The organism is Pollutimonas bauzanensis, from assembly GCF_900129885.1.
Lineage (GTDB): Bacteria > Pseudomonadota > Gammaproteobacteria > Burkholderiales > Burkholderiaceae_B > Pollutimonas > Pollutimonas bauzanensis.
On the sequence record NZ_FQXE01000022.1, the window covers coordinates 13,365 to 31,708 of the forward strand.

Sequence of the window (18,344 nt, forward strand, 5' to 3'; positions counted from 1 at the left end):
CAGGCGTTGTCCGCGAGACGGCAAGAATGCCTAGCAGAGGAGGCCCGGAATGGATGTCGAATGGAGTTCGCTTTTTGAATTGACCATGCCGCCGCTGGAAATCGTGGTGCGCGGCACATTGGTCTACTGGTTCATCTTTTTATTGCTGCGCATGGCCGGGCGGCGCGACCTGGGCTCCATAGGCATATCCGGCATCCTGCTCCTGGTGCTGATCGCCGACGCCGCGCAGAACGCCATGGCGGCCGACTATAAATCCGTGGGCGAAGGCATGATACTCATCGCCACGCTGGTGTTCTGGAGCGTGGCCGTGGACCGGGTCAGCTACTACGTGCCCGCCACGCGGCCCTTGCTCGCGCCGCAGCGCATATGCCTGATCAAAGACGGCGTGATGCAGCGGCGCGGCATGCGCAAGGAGTACGTGACGGAGGACGAGCTGATGGCCGAACTGCGTCTGCAGGGCATAGACGACATTGCGCAGGTCCGGCGCGCGTACATAGAAGAAGCCGGCGATGTCAGTGTGCTGCGCTACGCTAAGAAACCTTAGGGCGCGTCACGGCCAGGACAGTCGCTATCAATTCGCGCGGGTCCACCGGCTTGGCCACATGGACCTGAAAGCCGGCCAGCAAGGCGCGCAAACGGTCTTCCCGCTGGCTGTAGCCTGACAGGGCAATCGCGGGCAGGCGCTGCGCCAGGGACGAGCCGCGCTGCGCTTCCAGGCGGCGTATATCGGCGATGACCTGGTAGCCGTCGGGCTCGCCCAGGGAAATGTCGCACACCAGCACATCCGGCCATCCGGCGCGCTGGCTTTCATGCAGGGCCGACAAGAGCGCGCCGCCGGAATCGAACAGTTCCGTGCGCGCGCCAAAATCCTGCAGCACGGCGGCAAGCAGTTCCCGGGCTTCCTGCTGATCGTCGGCGATGAAGATCCTCAGTCCGTCCAGAATATTGGCCTGGCCTTCGGACAGCGGCGAAGGCGGCGCCAGCGTGGCCACCGCGCGCAAAGGCAGGCGTATCGAAAAAGTCATGCCCGAACCGTCCCCGGCCGGACTGGCGTCGAAGGCTCCCTGCATTTGCTCCAGCACCGCCGCCGCCTGCAGCGGGTCGAGCAATTGCACCGCATGCAGCGGCGCCGCGTCCTCGACGGGCTGGCTTGTCGCATCGGCCGGCGACAAACGGCCGTCGGTCACCGAAATCAATGCCGCGTCGCCGTCGCGCTCCAGGCGCAGCTCCATGCGGCCGCCCGCGGGAGTAAAGGCGATGGCGTTGTCGCACAAGTCGCAGACCAGTTGCTGCAGGGCGCTGGGGTCGCCCGTGACGCGCGTGGTATCCGGGCTGATCAAGGTGTACAGGACGATGCCCTTGGCCTCGATGGCCGGGCGCATCGCGTCGAGCACGCCGGCCACCAGGGTGACAAGATTGACCGGCTGGGCGCTCAATCGCGAGCCGGATTCGTCCAGTTCGTTTTGCTGGCGCTGCAGATTCCACATTTGGGCGTACAGGCCCTTGGCCCGCAGCAGCTCCGCATGCGAACCCCGTTCGACGATGCGGCCGTGATCCATGACCAGTATGATGTCCGCATCCACGATGGTCGACAGCCTATGGGCGATGATCAGCGTGCTCCGGCCTTGCGCCAGGCGGTCCAGCTCCACCTGGATGGCGCGCTCGGTGCGGGTGTCCAACGCGGAAGTGGCCTCGTCGAACACCAATAGGGGCGGGTTCTTGAGCACCGCGCGGGCAATGGCAATACGTTGCCGTTCTCCGCCCGACAGCTTGACGCCCCGTTCGCCGACCAGCGTCTCGTATTGCGCTGGCAGGCTTTGTATCAGTTCGTGTATGCGGGCCGCCTTGGCCGCCTCGATGACCTCGGCCAGCGAGGCGCCCACGCGGCCGTAGGCGATGTTGTAGGCTATCGTGTTATTGAACAGCAGGGAGTCCTGCGGCACGACGCCTATCGCCGAGCGCAGGCTTTTCTGGCTTACCGACCTGACATCCTGGCCGTCGACGGCGATGCTGCCGTTGTCCACATCGTAAAAGCGCAGCAGCAGCCGGGCCAGCGTCGATTTCCCCGAACCGCTGCCGCCCACCACCGCCACCGTGGCGCCCGGCTCGATGCGAAAATCCACCTCGTGCAGAATCTGCCGCCCGGGCTCGTACGAGAAATCGACTGCCGAGAACGCCACGGCCCCGCCGCTCAATCGCAGCGCCGGCGACGCGTCCGCCGGGTCCGCTTCGGGCGGATAGCGCAAGAGTTCCGACATGCGCTCGGCATTGACCAGGGCCTCGCGGGCCTGCCGAAAGCTCAGTCCCAGCGTGTTCAGCGGCAGGCACACTTGTATCATGTAGGCGTTGATCAGAATCAGGTCGCCTATCGCCATCTTGCCGTTGACCACCTCCTGTCCCGCCAGCAGCATGACGGCCGCCACGCCGAAAGCGATGATCCCGCTTTGCCCCACATGCAGCACCGACAGGGCACGCTGGTTGTCGACGCCTATGCCTATCCATCGCCTCATGATGTCGCGCAGGCGCTGGGATTCGAATTTATCGCTGGCATAGAATTTGACGGTTTCGTAATTGAGCAGGCTGTCGACCAGATGGCCGTTCGCCGCCGAATCGAGCTCATTCAGCTGGCGCTGATAGAACGTGCGCCTTTCGGTGAAAACGACGGTGAACACCGCGTAGACAATAAAAGTCAGCAGCACGATGCCGGAAAAACCCAGCCGGTATGCCATGATCATGATTGCGATTACCGACACGATTTCCACGATGGTCGGCAGTACGGTGAAGAGCGCGGTTCCCATCAGGAAGCCGACACCGGCGGTCCCCCTTTCCACATCGCGCGACAAGCCACCCGTCTGCCTGCTGCCGAGGAATTTCACGTCCAGGCTGTGCAAGTGCTCGAACATGCGCACGGTAAAGTCCGCAACGGCGGTCTGCGTGACGCGCGCAAAGACGACATCGCGCAGTTCGGTGAACAGGCCCGCGCAAAAACGCAGCATGGCATAGCCCAGCAGCAGGAACACCGGCAGGACCAGGGGCGAGCCGGTCGACTCCAGGCTGTCGACGATGCGCTTGAGCAGGACAGGCACCAGCACCGCAAACAATTTGGCGCTCACCAGCAGGACCAGCGCCGCACCGGCCCGGCGCCGGAAGCGCCACAAGACCTGGCCCACCGTCCTGAAAATCTCGCGGCGCGCAAACGCCGAAGCGGCGGCCCCGTTGCGGCCCTCGCGCGCGCGATGTCCCTCGCCTGCTACGCCTTCCATGCATTCCCCCCGGCTGCCTGTAGAACAACAGCCCCTTGCGCGGCAAGCGACGTGCCCGCGCCGGCTCGCCAGCGCCGGGCGGGAGCAGCGGGTTCACCGAGGAAAGCTTCAGGGCGGGGCCATGTCGTCCTCTCCATGGGCGTCCCGATTGCCTGCAGGCACGCCGGCGCCGTCCCCGGCCGCGCGCGAACCGTAATGCTTGGCGTAGATCCAGGTAAATTCGGCGCCCAGGAGAAACACCTGGGCGGCGTAATACACCCAGATCAGGACCACGACCAGGGAGCCTGCGGCGGTCAGGGAGGAAATCGTAGCGCTTCTGCCCACATACAGCGCGATCAGGAATTTGCCGACCTCGAAAAGCACCGCCGTCACGATGGCGCCCACCCATACATCGCGCCAGGCTATCTTTGCCTGCGGCATGAATTTGTAGATCATGGCGAACAGAACCGTTGTTATCGACAGCGACACGAGTGCGTTGACGATCTGCAGCAGAAACTCCCAGCCGGCGAACAGGCCGCTGCTCCACTGACTCAGCGCCGCCAGGGCCGTGCTCAAAATCAAGGAGACCAATAGAAGGAACGCCAGGCCCAGCACGAGTCCGAAGGACAGCAGGCGCGCGCGCACGGTTTTCCACATTCCGTCTTGCGCCGCCGCCGAAACCCTCCAGATCCGGTCCAGCGCGCTTTGCAGTTCGGCAAACACCGTGGTCGAACCGATGATCAGGACAATCACGCTGGCAACGCTGGCGGTGATGCCTTGGGCGGGCTGGTCGGCGCTTTTTATCAGATTCTGCACGCCCGACGCGCTGTCGGCGCCCACCAGCCCGCCCAACTGCCGGATGATCTCGCCGCGCACCGCGTCCTCGCCCCAGACGAATCCCGCCACCGCAATCACGATGATCAGCAGCGGCGCAATGGAGAAAACCGTATAGAAGGCAATGGCGGCGCCCATGCTCGACGCGCGGTCGTCCTGCCATGCCGCCACGGACTCCCTGGCCAAATGGAAAAATTCCTTCACCCGCATGGCGCCATCCTTTTCAAAGACCCAACATGGGCGATTCCGCCCGCGCCAGCGCCCGTCCCTTGGACACCGCTTTCAGGCAGTGCGCGACGGTAGCGGCAAAAGCGGCATAGCCTGCCGCGCGGCGCTTTCGTCCGCGAAATAACTGCCTTCGGCGCGCCGCTCCTGCGTATTCTTCATCCTGGTCCCCAGCATTCGTAAGCCTCTTGGCCATGAAACAGCAAACCGCGTGCCCCGCCGGTCGGGCCGGATAAGCCCATGGCCGGCCCGCCAGCCGCGCGTCCGCGGGGCAAATATTGCCGGGCCGGGCAATATTTACCGCAGGAACTCAAGACAAATCCATTCTTATCGTGTTCAATAGCCATCATGACCCGTTCCGCCACCCCCGCCGCCCCCCATGACAACATTGAATCGCCCTATGCCTGGACGCGGCTGATCGTATCGCTGCTGCTCATGACGATAGGCGGTTCGGGCATGTATTCGGTCACCGTGGTGCTGCCGCAAATCCAGGCCGAATTCGGTGTGAGCCGTTCCGATGCATCGCTGCCTTATACGCTGACCATGGTGGGTTTCGGCCTCGGCGGCATTCTCATGGGCCGGCTCTCGGACCGCTACGGCGTGGTCTTGCCCATTATCGTGGGCACCGTGGGGCTGAGCAGCGGCTTCATCCTGGCGGGCAATGCCAGCAGCTTGTGGCAGTTCGTCCTGGTTCAGGGCCTGATGATAGGCCTGCTGGGCACCGCGGCCACTTTTGCGCCGCTCGTCGCCGATACGTCCCAATGGTTCACGCGGCGCCGCGGCATCGCCGTGGCCATATGCATGAGCGGCAATTATCTGGCGGGCGCCGTCTGGCCCCCGGTCATGCAGCACTTCATCGATACCGCCGGGTGGCGCATGACCTATGTCGGCATAGGCGTGTTCTGCCTGCTTTCCATGCTGCCGCTGGCTTTGGTGTACCGCCGCCGCCCACCCTCGGTCGCGGCCGTGGTCGGCCTGGGACCCAGGCGCGATGCGCGATTCGCCCGCGAAGCCGCCAGATCGGACCCGCGCCGCCCTCTGGGGCTCACGCCGTCCGCCCTGCAAGGCCTGCTGTGTTTCGCCGGCGTGGCATGCTGCGTGGCGATGGCCATGCCGCAGGTGCATATCGTGGCTTATTGCGGCGACCTGGGCTTCGGCGCCGCGCGCGGCGCCGAAATGCTGGCGCTGATGCTCGGCCTGGGCATAGTCAGCCGCCTGGTTTCCGGCTGGATGTCCGACCATATCGGCGGGCTGCGCACCTTGCTGGTGGGCTCGCTGCTGCAAGGCCTGGCCTTGCTGTTGTTCCTGAACAGCAAGGGCCTGGTGTCGCTGTATCTGATATCTGCCCTTTTCGGCCTGTTCCAGGGCGGGATAGTCCCCGCCTACGCCCTCATCGTGCGGGAATACTTCAGCCCCGACGAAGCCGGCGCGCGCGTGGGCACCGTCCTGATGGCCACGCTGTTCGGCATGGCCCTGGGCGGCTGGATGTCGGGCGCCATTTACGACCTCACCGGCTCTTACCATGCCGCCTTCCTCAACGGCATAGGCTGGAACGTGCTCAACTTGAGCATCATCGGCTTCCTGCTGTACCGGGCGCGCCGCGGCCTTGGCGTTTTCAGCGGCCCGCTGCGTGCATAGGATTACGTCAATTAGCGCAAGCGTTGGATGCCGCCGTCGGCATACTGTATACGCATACAGCATTATCCCTATTTATCAGGCAGTTTTACCCGGAAGTTAAAAAAACACTTAAAAGAATCTTGTAACGTACTAATATATTGACGTTTTTTCTGATACTATCGCTTCAATCAAAAACAATTTTCAAGCGCCAGCTATGCCACCTACCTGGAATTCCACGCCGCGTTACCTTTCCCTGTCGGTTTTTCTGCCCATGCTCCTGCTGCTTGCGCTGGGCGCCAGCGTGGACGCCCGGGCCGGCACCCGCGGCGAGGCGCAGCAGGCCCAGAAGACCGCCTCCAGCGCCAAAAAAACCACCGTCAAGAAGAAGACCGCCGCAAAGAAAACCAAGGCCGTCAAAACCAGCGCGCGCAAGACGCATATTGCGGTGCGCCGCAACCTTCATCCCGTCGCCTATGTCGACCAGCCGGAGCAAGGCGCCGCGGCCTCCAGGCTGCGGGTCGGCCTGCGCGATAGCGAGGACAGCGGCATAGAGGCCCCTCGCGCCGCGCCGCATATCGAACCCCTTACCAGCCATGCCATGCTGCGCTCCGAGGTCGCCTTCGTGCAGGACCTGGAAAGCTCGGACGTCCTGTACGACAAGAACAGCGACGAAGTCCGGCCCATCGCGTCGATTTCCAAGCTCATGACGGCCCTGGTCATTGCCGAGTCCGGCCAGCCCCTGAATCAGGTCATGCAAATCACCGACGCCGACGTCGACCGCCTGCGCTATTCGCGTTCGCGCCTGTCGGTGGGCACCGAACTGAGCCGCGCCGACATGCTGCACCTGGCGCTGATGTCTTCGGAAAACCGCGCCGCCCATGCCCTGGGCCGCTACTATCCGGGCGGCATGCCGGCCTTTGTGCGCGCCATGAACGACAAGGCGCGCGCGCTGGGCATGCGCAAAACCCGCTTTATCGAACCTACCGGCCTGTCCAGCGAAAACGTTTCCACGCCCCGCGACCTCGTCAAGCTGCTGCGGGCCGCCAGCAAGCAGCCGCTCATCCACCGCTACACGACCGACGACAAATACCAGGTCGAAATCGCCCGCGGCCGGCAACTGGTCTACAACAATACCAACCGCCTGGTGGGTAAATCGGATTGGGACATCAAGGTTTCCAAGACCGGCTTCATCAATGAAGCCGGCGAATGCCTGGTCATGCTTACCCGCATCGACAATCGCGATGTGGCCATAGTCCTGCTCAATTCTTCCGGCCGCTATTCACGCATTGGCGATGCCGTGCGCATCCGCACACTGGTCGAAAACGCAAGCAATGTGGCGATGCTGTAGCCGGGCCGTGCCGGTATGTGCATAGCCTATCTGGCTCTCGGCGCCCACCCTGATTGGCCGCTGTTCATCGCCGCCAATCGCGATGAATTCCATCGGCGGCCCTGCCTGGCCGCCGCCCCCTGGGCCGACCATCCCGACGTGATCGCCGGCATAGACTGCCAGGCCCGCGGCACCTGGCTGGGCATTACCCGGCAAGGCCGGTTCGCCTTGCTGACCAATTATCGCGATCCGGCATCGATCATGAGCGGCGCGCCCTCGCGCGGCGAACTGGTAAGCCGCTACCTGGCCGGCGCGCAATCCCACGATTCATACGCCAGCGCGGTGCACGCAAATGCCGCTGCCTATAATGGATTCAACCTGATCGTGGGCGAGCTGGCGGCGGCCAGCTATGTCGCGAACCGGGCGATGCAAAGCGCCCCCCAGGCGCTGGGGCCGGGCCGCTATATTATTTCGAATCATCTGCTCGACACGCCTTGGCCCAAGGCCGAAAGGCTGCGCCTGGCGCTGGACCTGTATCCGCTGGACGCGCTGGAACAATCGCTGACGCCCATTTTCCACATGCTCAAGGACGGCACTCGCGCGGATGAGGACAAGCTGCCCCGCACGGGATTGACGCGCGAGCGCGAGCGCCTGCTCAGCAGCCCCTTCATCATCAGCCCCGACTACGGCACGCGCTGCTCGACCATCATTGCCGTGCATGCCAGCGGCCGCGCCCTGTTCAGCGAAATCAGCTATGACGCATCGGGCGACCTCACGGAGCGGCACGACTGGCCTTTCCAGATCGACGCCTCGAGCCCGGAAACAATAAGCGCAGTAAAATGAAGGCCAACGTTCTCTCTGGGAAAAGGTCATCCATATGCACACGACACCTGCTCATGCACCGTTTTCTGGAATCTGCCTGAAGATCGCCGCGGCGGCAATCCTCCTTGCAGCCGCCGGCCCCGGCGCCCCGGCATATGCCCAGTTGCCCCCCATGCAGACGCAGGGCGGCACCGAATACGTCAGCGGCGGCTTCGGGCTGGACGAATCGACCGCTTTCAAACAGGCCATGGCGCAATTTCCGCTGGCTTTGACTTTTGCCAGCCAGGTCGACGGCAAAGCGGCCTACGCGGCCGACGTCCAGGTGGTCATACGCGACGACAACGATGCCAATGTGCTGAACGTTGCCTCCGATGGCCCTTTTCTCCTGGTCAAGCTGGCGCCCGGCAATTACCGGGTATTCGCCACTTATGAAAACCAGACCCAATCGCGCAAGGTAAGCATAGGCCCCCGCGGCGGCGCGCGCCTCACCTTCCAATGGAACAGGCCCGCGTCCGGTCCGGATTAATGCAGCGTCCTGCCTGATGCAGGCGCCGGTTTGCCGGTGTCGGCCGCGGCCGCTACGGCGGCCTGCTCCTGCAACGCGCTCAAGGCCGCTTCCCAATTGCGCAAGGGGACGCAAGTCTGCAAGCGCACGATAGCCTGGCGTATCAAGGCGGGATGCAGCTCATGCCCGATCGCCGAGGCCACATCCAGCGTGACGTCGCCCTGCAATTCGCCCAGGTGGGCCAGCGCCGCCTGAACCTCGCCGGCGGGAAGCTGCCGGTCTTCGGCGCCGTGGAAAAAGTGCAGCATGGTCAGCGGCGGCGCCTTGGCCGGCTGGCTGGCATACAGGCCTGAAAATGCCAGGATGCGCCCGGCCAGATCGGGCTGGGCCAGGCCGGCTTCCAGCGCCATGCAGGCCCCTTGGGAAAATCCGCCCAAGGCGGTCTGCTCGCCGGACAGGCCATACCGGGCCTGGATCTGCTGGATTTGCTTGATGAGCCCCGGAAGGGCTTGCGCCACCCGGCTTGCATAATTATGTGCTTCCAGGCCCGCCGGGTCGATCCAATGATAGCCGCGCGGACCGCCGGCGGCGCCGGCCCCGCCGCCGGCGACATGCACGAAAGCATGGGGCAGAACCACCAGAGCCAGGGGAAACGCCTGCTTGATCGCCTCGGCCAGGGGAAATAATTGCTCGGGACCGGCCGATTCTCCATGCAGCAGGACGAAAAGCAGGCGGGGATCGCCCTGCTTGGGAACAAAAACAAAAGGTCGGGGAAAATCGGGGTTCATAGCCATAACGATAAAATATTCCGGGCTTGCCCAAGGGCAGTCTGGAAAATTGTACGCCAGATGCCGAACCGGGACATGCGCCGCGCGCGCTGCGCTAAAATGAAATTCTTTGACCGGGATTCCATTATGAGCAACACGCTCAAGCCTCAACTTGCCGACGCCGTCAAAACCGCCATGCGCGCCAAAGACGCCCCGCGCCTGGGCACCCTGCGTTTCCTGCAGGCCGCCATCAAGCAGAAAGAAGTCGATGAACGCCGCGAACTGGACGATGCCGAAGTCATCGCCATCATCGAAAAACAGGTCAAACAGCGCCGGGAATCCATCGCCGCCTTCGAACAGGCCGGACGCGCCGAAACCGCCGAACAGGAAAAAGCCGAACTGACGGTTCTGCAGGAGTTCTTGCCGCAAGCCGCTGCCGCGGAAGAAGTGGAAGCCGCCATCGCCTCGGCCATTGCGCAAGTGAACGGCCAGGGCATTACCGGCGCGCCGGCCATGGGGAAAGTCATGGCCCTGGTAAAAGCCGAACTGGCCGGGCGCGCCGACATGTCGGCCGTTTCCGCCCAGGTCAAGGCGAGACTGATGTAAGGCGCTGGCTCAGCCCTATTTGTACACAATGCAAATCGAGGTATCCATGCGTATGGATTCGCGCATGGCCTCCAGGGCGTTCCTGTCCCAGGGGCTGTGCCCCCACACGGTATGCTTGACCTCGGTATGCCTGGCGTCGATGGCCTTGATTTCCGTGCGCGCCACTTCTATGCTCCCCATGGGGCCGCGCACCGATACCAGGCCGGTCTGCAGCGCCGGATCGACCTGCGCGTAGACATCGTACTGTTTCTTGCCGCGCAGGCATTCGTCGGCCTGGTTCTGAGCGCGCAGATACACCGTCTGGTAGCTGCGCGGAACCGTATAGGAAACACTGGGGGAATCGCCGCCCGGCTGTATGCCCAAAGCGCACCCCGACAACAGCCCCGCGGCGCCGATACTGATAACGAGAGCTTTCACCCTGCCTCCCTGGCCATCTCCAGCCGTTGATTGAGCATGAGCACCCGACCGCCAAGTGCAACACCATGCTACACCCGCAAAGGTAGCACGCCGCCGGCCATCTTTGAAAACTTTTTATCGCCGCGGGCAAGCCGCGTCAAGAACACGTTTCGTTCAGGGCTATGCTGGCGGCGCTGCGGGCCGGATAATCGATATATCCCTTGGGGCCGTCGGAGTAAAAAGTGCTGGCGTCCCATTCGGTAAGCTGGGCGCCGGCTCTAAGGCGCGCCACCAGGTCGGGGTTGGCGATGAACGCCTTGCCGAACGCCACGGCATCAGCCTGCCCGCTGGCCAGGGCGTCTTGCGCCATGGCCAAGTCGTACTGCTCGTTGACGATGACGGGACCGCCGAACAAACGCTTGATCGCCGCCGTCTGGCTGTGGTCGCCCACCGCTTCCCTGACGAAGACGAAGGCAATGCCCCGCCGCCCCAGTTCCTGGGCGACATGGTCGAATATGGACCGGGGATCGGAATCCGACATGGAATGAGCGTCGCCGCGCGGCGACAAATGCACCCCCACCCGGCCAGCGCCCCAGATGCCCGTGCATTCATCCACGATTTCCAACAGGAAACGGGCCCGGTTTTCAACCGAGCCGCCGTATTGATCCTGCCTTTTATTGGTGCCGTCCTGCAAGAACTGGTCGATCAGATAGCCGTTGGCCGCGTGGACCTCGACACCATCGAAATCGGCTTCCCGGGCGTTGCGCGCCGCCTCGGCGAAATCGGCCACAATGCCGGGGATTTCTTCCGTGTGCAGGGCGCGCGGCACCACATAATCGCGCTCGGGGCGCAACAGGCTGACCTGCCCCTCGCAGGCAATGGCGCTGGGCGCCACCGGTATTTCGCCATTGAGGTATTCGGGGTCGGAAACCCGGCCCACATGCCAAAGCTGCAAGAAAATCTTGCCGCCTTTGGCATGCACAGCCTGGGTGATTTTTTTCCAGCCCTCGACCTGCGCGCTGCTCCAGATTCCGGGAGTGTTGGGGTAGCCGACGCCCTGGGGTGAAACCACGGTGGCTTCGGAAAGGATCAGACCGGCCGACGCCCGCTGACAATAATAAGTACGCATCAAATCGTTGGGAACCCGCCCCATTGAGGCGCGCGTACGCGTCAATGGAGCCATTACAATCCGATTGCTTAATGCCACTGCACCCAATTGAATGGGGTCAAACAAACTAGCCATATTTTAATACCACTATTCAAATCAAGGTTAACCCTAGTCCCCTAGTCTGCACGAAAACGGCAAACTCTGCAGACATAGACGCAAGTCCATAAGGGTTTTTACCAGAATTTGCGTTAAGCTACCATTCGGCCGGGGTATCACCCCGGCCGCGGCAGGCAAAAAAAAGGAAGCCACATGGGACAATTCGCCATCATTGGTCTGGGCCGTTTCGGCTCCGCCGCCTCGCTGGAACTCATGAGAATGGGCCATTCGGTGCTGGGCGTGGACACCAACGGCAAACTGGTGGACAAGTATGCCGACCAACTGACCCATGCGGTAATCGCCGACGTGACCGACCCCGCCGCCCTGGATGAACTCGGGCTGGACAACTACGATGTCGTGCTGGTGGCCATAGGGGAAGACATTCAGGCCAGCCTGCTGTGCGTGGTCCATCTCAAGTCGATGGGCATCCAGACGCTCTGGGTCAAGGCCTCTTCGCATGCCCAGCACCTGATCCTGAGCAAACTGGGGGTGACGCGCATCGTGCATCCTGAAGAAGAAATGGGCATACGCGTGGCGCAGGCCCTGAGCTACCCCATGGTCAATGACTACATTTCCATAGGAAACGGTGAATTCGTGGTGGAAATCGATATCAGCGAACACCTCGAAGGCGTCCCGCTGAGCCAGGTATTGCAGGACCAGCCCGAAACCATCCATGTGCTGCTGGTCAAGCGCAAAACCCAGATTACCGTGCATCCGCCCGCCGACTTCATCCTTCGGGCCAAGGATATCCTGGTATTGCTGGGCCAGCTCGACACCCTGAAAACCATCGCCCCCAAGCTCGCCTGAGCCATGCGCAACTGGCAACCGCTATATAGCTACCAAACGTACAAACGGATCAAGCGCACCGGCCTGCTGCGCGCCAGTCCGCCCGTGGTGCTGGCCGCCGGCTTTCTGGCCCTGATCCTCATGGGTACCCTGCTGCTGTCGCTGCCGGCCGCCAGCCAGCATCCCATCAGCGTATTCACCGCCTTCTTCATGGCCACCTCGGCGGTGACCGTCACGGGACTGGCGGTCATCGATCCCGCCGTGGCGCTCAGTCATTTTGGCCAGGTGGTCCTGATCACCCTCGTCCAGCTGGGCGGACTGGGCTTCGTCACCTTCGCCGTGGTCGCCGCGATCACCCTGGGCAATAAAATGAGCCTCAAGCAGCAGGCCCTGGCGCTCGAGGCCTTCAACCAGACCAGCGTCTCGAAGATCCGGCGCACCGCCTTCCTGGTATTCAAGACCTCGATAGGCATAGAGGCCGTCGCCGCCCTGATCCTGGCCCTGTGGTGGTGGCGCGACCACCCTCTTGCCACGGCGCTGTACCTTGCGGTGTTCCACGCCATCGCCGCCTTCAACAATGCCGGCTTTTCCCTCTTCCCCTCGAGCCTGGCCAGGTTCGTCAATGACCCCGTCACCATTCTGGTGATCACGTTCCTGATCATCCTCGGCGGGATCGGGTTTTCAGTGCTGGGCGATGTGGGCCACAAGAAAGGCTGGGCCAAACTGCTGCCTTATACCAAAGTCATATTGCTGGGCACCCTGGCGCTGAACCTTGCGGGCTTCGCATCGATATGGCTGCTGGAAGCCGGCAATTCCGGCACGCTGGGCGGCCTGCCCGTGCATGGCCAGGCCCTCGCCGCCTGGATGCAAAGCGTGACCGCGCGCACGGCGGGATTCACCAGCATAGACATCACCCAGCTGCACGACAGCTCCACCCTCATCATCATTCTGCTGATGTTCATAGGCGGAGGCTCCTTGAGCACCGCCAGCGGCATCAAGATAGGCACTTTCATCGTGCTGCTGGCCGCCGTCTATTCGTATATTTTCCACAAAAAGGAAGTCGTATTGCTGAAGCGGTCGATTTCACCCGGCACCGTGCAGAAGTCGCTGGCCCTGCTGCTGGTCACCAGCGCCCTGGCCTTCGTCGGCGTGCTGCTGATGACCACCTTCGAGAAAGCGCCTTTTATCAGCATCCTGTTCGAAGTGGTGTCGGCCCTGAGCACGACCGGCCTGAGCCGCGATCTGACGCCGCATCTATCGACCGCCAGCCAGGCGCTGCTGACGCTGCTGATGTTTGCGGGCAGACTGGGGCCGCTGACTTTGGTGTATAGCCTGGCGACCCAAAAACGCAGCCGGGTGCGCTATCCGGAGACGGAATTCCAAGTGGGATGAGCCGCCCATAGAACAAGGGGTTACGAACTTGACGTTCGTAACCCCTTGATTTTGTTGGTCGGGACGGTGGGATTCGAACTCACGACCCCTTGCACCCCATGCAAGTGCGCTACCAGGCTGCGCTACGCCCCGAAACTATGGGTTTTGCTACCCTTAGTCATCCGTTGACGGCTAAGTGCCGATCAGCGAAAGACGGAATTCTAGCACAGATTTTGTTTCTGTTTTTCATCCGTCGCCGGAAGCGTCATCGTACGAATCAGCTCGTGGTATGTTGACTTGCTTTCTCGCCCGCTCTTGCAACAGCTGCAACCGTACGGTGGCAGCGCGCTGGACGCAGGCGATTTCCATATAGCCTGGAGCGAGGTCGATCAGTTTCTGGGCGTGGTGAAAAGCCTGTGCAAGGTCGTGCCGCTGACGGTTGAAATTCACGACCTGGCCCGGCGATTCGCTGAACGCCACGGCCTGATCATTGAAGAGAGCCTGACGCTGCGAAATCCTTGCGCGTGAAAATCAGACCTATGACGGAATATTGACGCCATCCTGCCAACGATCAGCGGGCGGGAGCATCGAAGGTAAGAGACATCGAATATTTCATTTTTTTATAGGGAAACGTTGTGATGGTAAGGAGCATGAGAGCGTCTTTCTCGCCATAGTATCTGCGCGTAATCACCAAGCCCGGGGTCCCGCTGCGAAGTTTCAACTTTTTGGCGGTTTCACCGCTGATAGGCGTGGCGGAAAACTCTTGTCGGACCTCGATGATGCGTTTGCTGAAGCGCCGTTCGATCAGAAGTGAAAGGGGTAGTTTGACCTTTCCCACGTCGCTGCCTACCGCCGAATACTCCGGATGGACATACACTTCCGAGTGCGCCACCGGCGCCGACTCACCCTCCAGCAACTTGACCGCGATAATGTGCAGCCACTTGCTGTTGGCATCGCTCTGCAGCAGCTGTGCGCGTCGAACACCTATGCGCATCAAGCTCACGCTCAAGACCTGCAGCGTAGCGTGGCTGATGTACTGGAACAAATCCTCGAGTTTCGATATCTGCTGGGTGTAACGAGTCGTGGCCCTTGTTGTTTCGACTCGCGTTCCCACGCCGGGCCGGCGCGACACCATACCGCTTTCAGACAACAAGCGCACGGCCTCTCGAACGGTATAACGGCTGGCGTTGTAATGACGGCAAAGCTGCAGCTCGGGCGGCAGCAGACTTCCCACTGGGTAGGCTCCACTGCGTATCCTCGCCAGCAACTCTTCGTAAATCGTTCTGTAACGAGGCAAGCCTCCTTCGGAGGGCGGCGCCACAGAAACCGCATCGACCAGCCTTTCGTTGAATGGCGCCTCTTCCTGCGTCATAAGCCCCTCGAAAGCGGGCTCTTTTTTGTAGCTTTTCATATGTCTATCCTCTCACGGGCGCGGAATGCTGGCAACAGGGCTCATTGGGGGAAACCACTATTGGCAAATTCTCTTCAAGTAGTAAAGTGCTTTGTCCAGACATTATATGTCCAGACAAACAGCGCTGACAAATTATTCTTGATTGGAGAAATCAATGAGCAAGCTTGTAGCAGTATTCGCCGTAGCGGCGATCGCGATCAGCATGAACAACGGCGCCTCGGCCCAAGACAGACTGGTGGTCGCCGGATATGGCGGCTCCTTCGAAGACATCATGCGCAAAGAAATATTTCCCGACTTCGAAAAACAACATGGCATCAAAATCGATTACGTCGCCGGCAATTCGACCAATACAGTGGCGCGTTTGCAGGCACAGCGCGGCAGCCAGGAAATCGATGTCGCAATCATCGACGACGGCCCCATGTATCAAGCGATCGCGCTGGGCTTTTGCGCAGCGATCGAAGGCATGCCGGTCGATGATATCTACAAGACTGCACGCTACAAAGACGACAAAGCCGTCGGCCTGGGCATCGTGGCCACCGGCCTCATGTACAACAAGAAGTATTTTGAAGAAAAAGGCTGGGCAGCCCCTACCTCATGGAAAGATCTCGAAGACCCGAAATATAAAAAACTGGTCGTCATCCCCCCCATGAACAATTCGTATGGCCTTCATGCCGTGGTCGAATTTGCCAAGCTGAACGGCGGAGGCGAAAAAAACATTGATCCAGGCTTTGACGCGTTTGAAAAACGTGTCGGGCCCAATGTTCTGGTCTATGAGCCGTCGCCCGGCAAGATGACAGAGTTATTCCAGAGCGGGCAGGCGGTCCTGGGCGTATGGGGTTCAGGCCGGGTCAAGTCGTTTGCCGATACAGGGTTCCCGGTTGGATTCGTCTATCCGCAAGAAGGCGCATACGCGCTGCTGGCTTCAATGTGCCCCATCGCGAAACCCAAGTCGTCACCGCTAGCGCAAGCTTTCGTCAACTACCTGCTTACCCCCCCAATCCAGACCAAGCTCGGTACGTTCTATGGCTACGGCCCTGTCAACAAGAAAGCCGATGCCAAGGACGACCCCAACGTACCCCTCCCGATAGGCAAGCGGGCGGCCGATTTGGTCATTGCCGACTGGGACACTATCAACGCCCATCGGGAGGACTGGAATAAACGCTGGACGCGCCAGATCGAGCGTTAAATGAAGCACCAATGAAGCACCACTCTCCCAGACCGCCAATATAAAGTCGGAGTAGTAATGAGCTACCTTGCGCTTATTAATCTCACCAAGCGATATGGCTCCGTGACCGCTGTCGAGAACCTCAATCTGTCCATCGATCAGGGCGAATTCATATCTCTGCTCGGTCCATCCGGTTGCGGAAAAACCACCACGCTTCAAATGGTGGCCGGCTTCCTCGAACCTACGGAAGGCAGTATTGTTCTTAATGGTAAAGACCTGCGCAAAACACCGGCGAACAAACGCGGCCTGGGAATTGTCTTTCAGAATTATGCCTTGTTTCCCCATATGACCGCGGCGCAAAATATCGCGTTCGGCCTGGAGATGCAAGGCATCAAAAAAGACGAATGCGCAGACCGCGTCAGCGACACGCTGAAGCTGGTCGGCCTTTCACACTTGGCCGACCGCTACCCCGCCCGCATGTCGGGCGGGCAGCAGCAGCGTGTGGCCCTGGCTCGGGCGCTTGTCATCAAACCCAGCGTCCTCCTCCTGGACGAACCCTTGTCCAACCTCGACGCAAAGCTGCGCGAAGAGATGCAACTGGAACTTCGCAGCATTCAACGGACAGTCGGCACCACCACAATCCTGGTCACTCACGATCAGTCCGAAGCGCTTGCGCTGTCCGACCGCATCGTTGTCATGAATCAGGGCCACGTGGAACAGATTGCCGCACCCTACGCAGCTTATGAAGGACCTGCCTCGGAATTCGTAGGCGGCTTTCTTGGCAAAGCCAACATCTTCAAGGTCGAACCGTGCCCGGACTCTGCAAAGCCCGCCATCCGCGTTGCCGAAGCGACTATCGAACTTTGTGGTACGCCCATGCCCATGGGCAGCATCCTGGTCCGCCCCGAAAAAGTCCTGTTCGCCGAGCAGAGTCCGGCCACGCTTCCAGGAATAGTGAAGACTCGCGTCTTCCAGGGAAACCACTGGCTGTGCCAGGTCCAGACATCCGCGGGCGATGTACTGGTCATTCGGCAAAACGACGGCGACACTGTGCCGGCAGAGGGATCGGCCGTGCACCTGACATGGCGCGCCCAAGACATGCGTGTGGTCGCAGCATCTCGAAGGACGGCCTGATATGAAGCGGATCCAGGCTCCCTGGCTACTCAGCGCCCCGGCGCTCGTCCTCTACGCCGCCTTCGTCATTGCCCCGATCGCGAGCGTCTTTCTCATTAGTCTCTACAGTTTCGAATTCTACGGCGGCATACGGGCGAGCTTCACCTTGAAGAACTACATTGAAATCCTCACGGAGGGATATTTCTACGAGATCTATGGACGCACCTTTGGCACGGCCCTGGCCGTGACGCTAGCCTGCATCGTCATGGGAACGGCTGAAGCGTATGTCCTGTCCCGCATGCGCAATCCCTGGAAGGGAGTATTCCTCATGGTCGTCCTGGGACCGCTACTTATTTCTGTCGTGGTCCGGACCCTGGGCTGGGCTTTGCTTTTCGGTTCCACCGGGCTGATCAGCCAGGCGCTGCAGGCCGCCGGCCTGGCTTCAGGGCCAGTCAACCTGATGTACACCGACCTGGGTGTCATCATTGCCCTGACCCATGTCATGGTGCCATTCATGGTGATTGCCGTCTGGGCGTCGCTGCAGCGAATCAACCCCTCCACCGAGGCAGCCGCTCTCTCCCTGGGGGCCAGCCAATTCACCGTGATTCGCTGCGTTATTGTGCCGCAGGTCATGCCAGGCATTCTGTCGGGTTCGATCATGGTTTTCGCCCTATCGGCCAGCGCCTTCGCGACGCCAGCCATCGTTGGCGGACGCCGCCTGAAAAACGTCGCCATGGCCGCTTATGATGAATTCCTCAACACACTCGATTGGCCACTGGGCTCGGCCCTGGGAGTCTTGCTGCTGATTGCCACGGTTATCGTACTGCTATCGGCCAACCGTCTGATCGAACGGCGCTACGGCGCCGTGTTCGGCGAAACTTAAGGAGGACACC

The 18,344-nt window shown here is 61.3% G+C and carries 18 protein-coding genes and 1 tRNA gene; 12 read left to right on the top strand and 7 right to left on the bottom strand.

All coding sequences use genetic code 11. The features are described from left to right. Positions 1-49: 49 nt before the first annotated feature. Positions 50-544: a DUF421 domain-containing protein gene (locus tag BUB23_RS24640; protein ID WP_073109610.1), complete on the top strand. Its 495-nt coding sequence runs from the start codon at positions 50-52 to the stop codon at positions 542-544. Here the strand turns inward: BUB23_RS24640 and BUB23_RS24645 are convergent. Together BUB23_RS24645 and BUB23_RS24650 are read right to left on the bottom strand one after the other, a co-directional pair. Beyond that, entirely contained in the window at positions 531-3,263 is a 2,733-nt protein-coding gene (locus tag BUB23_RS24645) for an ABC transporter transmembrane domain-containing protein (RefSeq protein ID WP_073109615.1), read from the bottom strand. The genes BUB23_RS24640 and BUB23_RS24645 overlap by 14 nt on opposite strands. A gap of 108 nt (positions 3,264-3,371) precedes the next feature. Further along, positions 3,372-4,286, bottom strand: coding sequence for a YihY/virulence factor BrkB family protein (locus BUB23_RS24650; RefSeq protein ID WP_073109620.1), 915 nt, complete (start codon positions 4,284-4,286; stop codon positions 3,372-3,374). A gap of 363 nt (positions 4,287-4,649) precedes the next feature. On the opposite strand from BUB23_RS24650, the gene BUB23_RS24655 reads away from it, so the two are divergent. From BUB23_RS24655 to BUB23_RS24670, 4 genes are all read left to right on the top strand, one after another. Then, on the top strand, positions 4,650-5,939 hold the full coding sequence (locus BUB23_RS24655; RefSeq protein WP_073109625.1) for an MFS transporter: 1,290 nt from the start codon (positions 4,650-4,652) through the stop codon (positions 5,937-5,939). 193 nt (positions 5,940-6,132) lie between these two features. After that, positions 6,133-7,266, top strand: a complete 1,134-nt coding sequence (pbpG, locus tag BUB23_RS24660) for a D-alanyl-D-alanine endopeptidase (protein WP_073109630.1) — start codon at positions 6,133-6,135, stop codon at positions 7,264-7,266. Between the two features lie 15 nt (positions 7,267-7,281). After that, on the top strand, positions 7,282-8,088 hold the full coding sequence (locus BUB23_RS24665) for an NRDE family protein (RefSeq protein ID WP_073109632.1): 807 nt from the start codon (positions 7,282-7,284) through the stop codon (positions 8,086-8,088). 34 nt (positions 8,089-8,122) lie between these two features. Beyond that, complete coding sequence (locus tag BUB23_RS24670; protein ID WP_245801379.1) at positions 8,123-8,593, top strand: carboxypeptidase regulatory-like domain-containing protein; 471 nt, start codon at positions 8,123-8,125, stop codon at positions 8,591-8,593. Here BUB23_RS24670 and ypfH read toward each other — a convergent pair. Next, positions 8,590-9,366, bottom strand: coding sequence for an esterase (ypfH, locus tag BUB23_RS24675; RefSeq protein ID WP_073109637.1), 777 nt, complete (start codon positions 9,364-9,366; stop codon positions 8,590-8,592). The two genes, BUB23_RS24670 and ypfH, sit on opposite strands and share 4 nt — an antisense overlap. 117 nt (positions 9,367-9,483) lie before the next feature. Here ypfH and BUB23_RS24680 point away from each other — a divergent pair, with 117 nt between their 5' ends. Then, complete coding sequence (locus BUB23_RS24680) at positions 9,484-9,945, top strand: GatB/YqeY domain-containing protein (RefSeq protein ID WP_073109780.1); 462 nt, start codon at positions 9,484-9,486, stop codon at positions 9,943-9,945. A 15-nt stretch (positions 9,946-9,960) separates the two neighbouring features. Here the strand turns inward: BUB23_RS24680 and BUB23_RS24685 are convergent, their stop codons facing one another. Together BUB23_RS24685 and BUB23_RS24690 are read right to left on the bottom strand one after the other, a co-directional pair. Further along, on the bottom strand, positions 9,961-10,362 hold the full coding sequence (locus tag BUB23_RS24685; protein ID WP_073109641.1) for a BPTD_2524 family lipoprotein: 402 nt from the start codon (positions 10,360-10,362) through the stop codon (positions 9,961-9,963). A 136-nt stretch (positions 10,363-10,498) separates the two neighbouring features. Beyond that, entirely contained in the window at positions 10,499-11,584 is a 1,086-nt protein-coding gene (locus BUB23_RS24690; RefSeq protein ID WP_073109645.1) for an alkene reductase, read from the bottom strand. 174 nt (positions 11,585-11,758) lie between these two features. On the opposite strand from BUB23_RS24690, the gene BUB23_RS24695 reads away from it, so the two are divergent. Next, a complete protein-coding gene (locus BUB23_RS24695) occupies positions 11,759-12,412 on the top strand; it encodes a potassium channel family protein (RefSeq protein ID WP_073109650.1) in 654 nt (217 codons plus the stop codon). Between the two features lie 3 nt (positions 12,413-12,415). Further along, positions 12,416-13,783, top strand: coding sequence for a TrkH family potassium uptake protein (locus BUB23_RS24700; RefSeq protein ID WP_073109654.1), 1,368 nt, complete (start codon positions 12,416-12,418; stop codon positions 13,781-13,783). Positions 13,784-13,838: 55 nt separating this feature from the next. Here BUB23_RS24700 and BUB23_RS24705 read toward each other — a convergent pair. Next, positions 13,839-13,915: transfer RNA gene (locus BUB23_RS24705), tRNA-Pro, on the bottom strand. 162 nt (positions 13,916-14,077) lie between these two features. On the opposite strand from BUB23_RS24705, the gene BUB23_RS24710 reads away from it, so the two are divergent. Beyond that, entirely contained in the window at positions 14,078-14,290 is a 213-nt protein-coding gene (locus tag BUB23_RS24710) for a PIN domain-containing protein (RefSeq protein ID WP_073109658.1), read from the top strand. Positions 14,291-14,333: 43 nt separating this feature from the next. On the opposite strand, the gene BUB23_RS24715 is transcribed toward BUB23_RS24710, so the two are convergent. Continuing rightward, a complete protein-coding gene (locus BUB23_RS24715; RefSeq protein ID WP_084136245.1) occupies positions 14,334-15,173 on the bottom strand; it encodes a GntR family transcriptional regulator in 840 nt (279 codons plus the stop codon). A 154-nt stretch (positions 15,174-15,327) separates the two neighbouring features. On the opposite strand from BUB23_RS24715, the gene BUB23_RS24720 reads away from it, so the two are divergent. The 3 genes from BUB23_RS24720 to BUB23_RS24730 are packed head-to-tail and all read left to right on the top strand — an operon-like array spanning position 15,328 to position 18,334. Beyond that, the gene (locus tag BUB23_RS24720; RefSeq protein ID WP_073109660.1) at positions 15,328-16,359 is read left to right on the top strand and encodes an ABC transporter substrate-binding protein; all 1,032 of its coding nucleotides are present in this window, start codon (positions 15,328-15,330) and stop codon (positions 16,357-16,359) included. A gap of 57 nt (positions 16,360-16,416) precedes the next feature. Then, positions 16,417-17,472 carry an ABC transporter ATP-binding protein gene (locus tag BUB23_RS24725; protein WP_073109663.1) on the top strand — a complete coding sequence of 352 codons (1,056 nt, stop codon included), beginning with the start codon at positions 16,417-16,419 and terminating at the stop codon, positions 17,470-17,472. A gap of 1 nt (position 17,473) precedes the next feature. Next, positions 17,474-18,334 carry an ABC transporter permease gene (locus BUB23_RS24730; protein ID WP_073109665.1) on the top strand — a complete coding sequence of 287 codons (861 nt, stop codon included), beginning with the start codon at positions 17,474-17,476 and terminating at the stop codon, positions 18,332-18,334. The last annotated feature ends 10 nt before the right edge of the window (positions 18,335-18,344 follow it).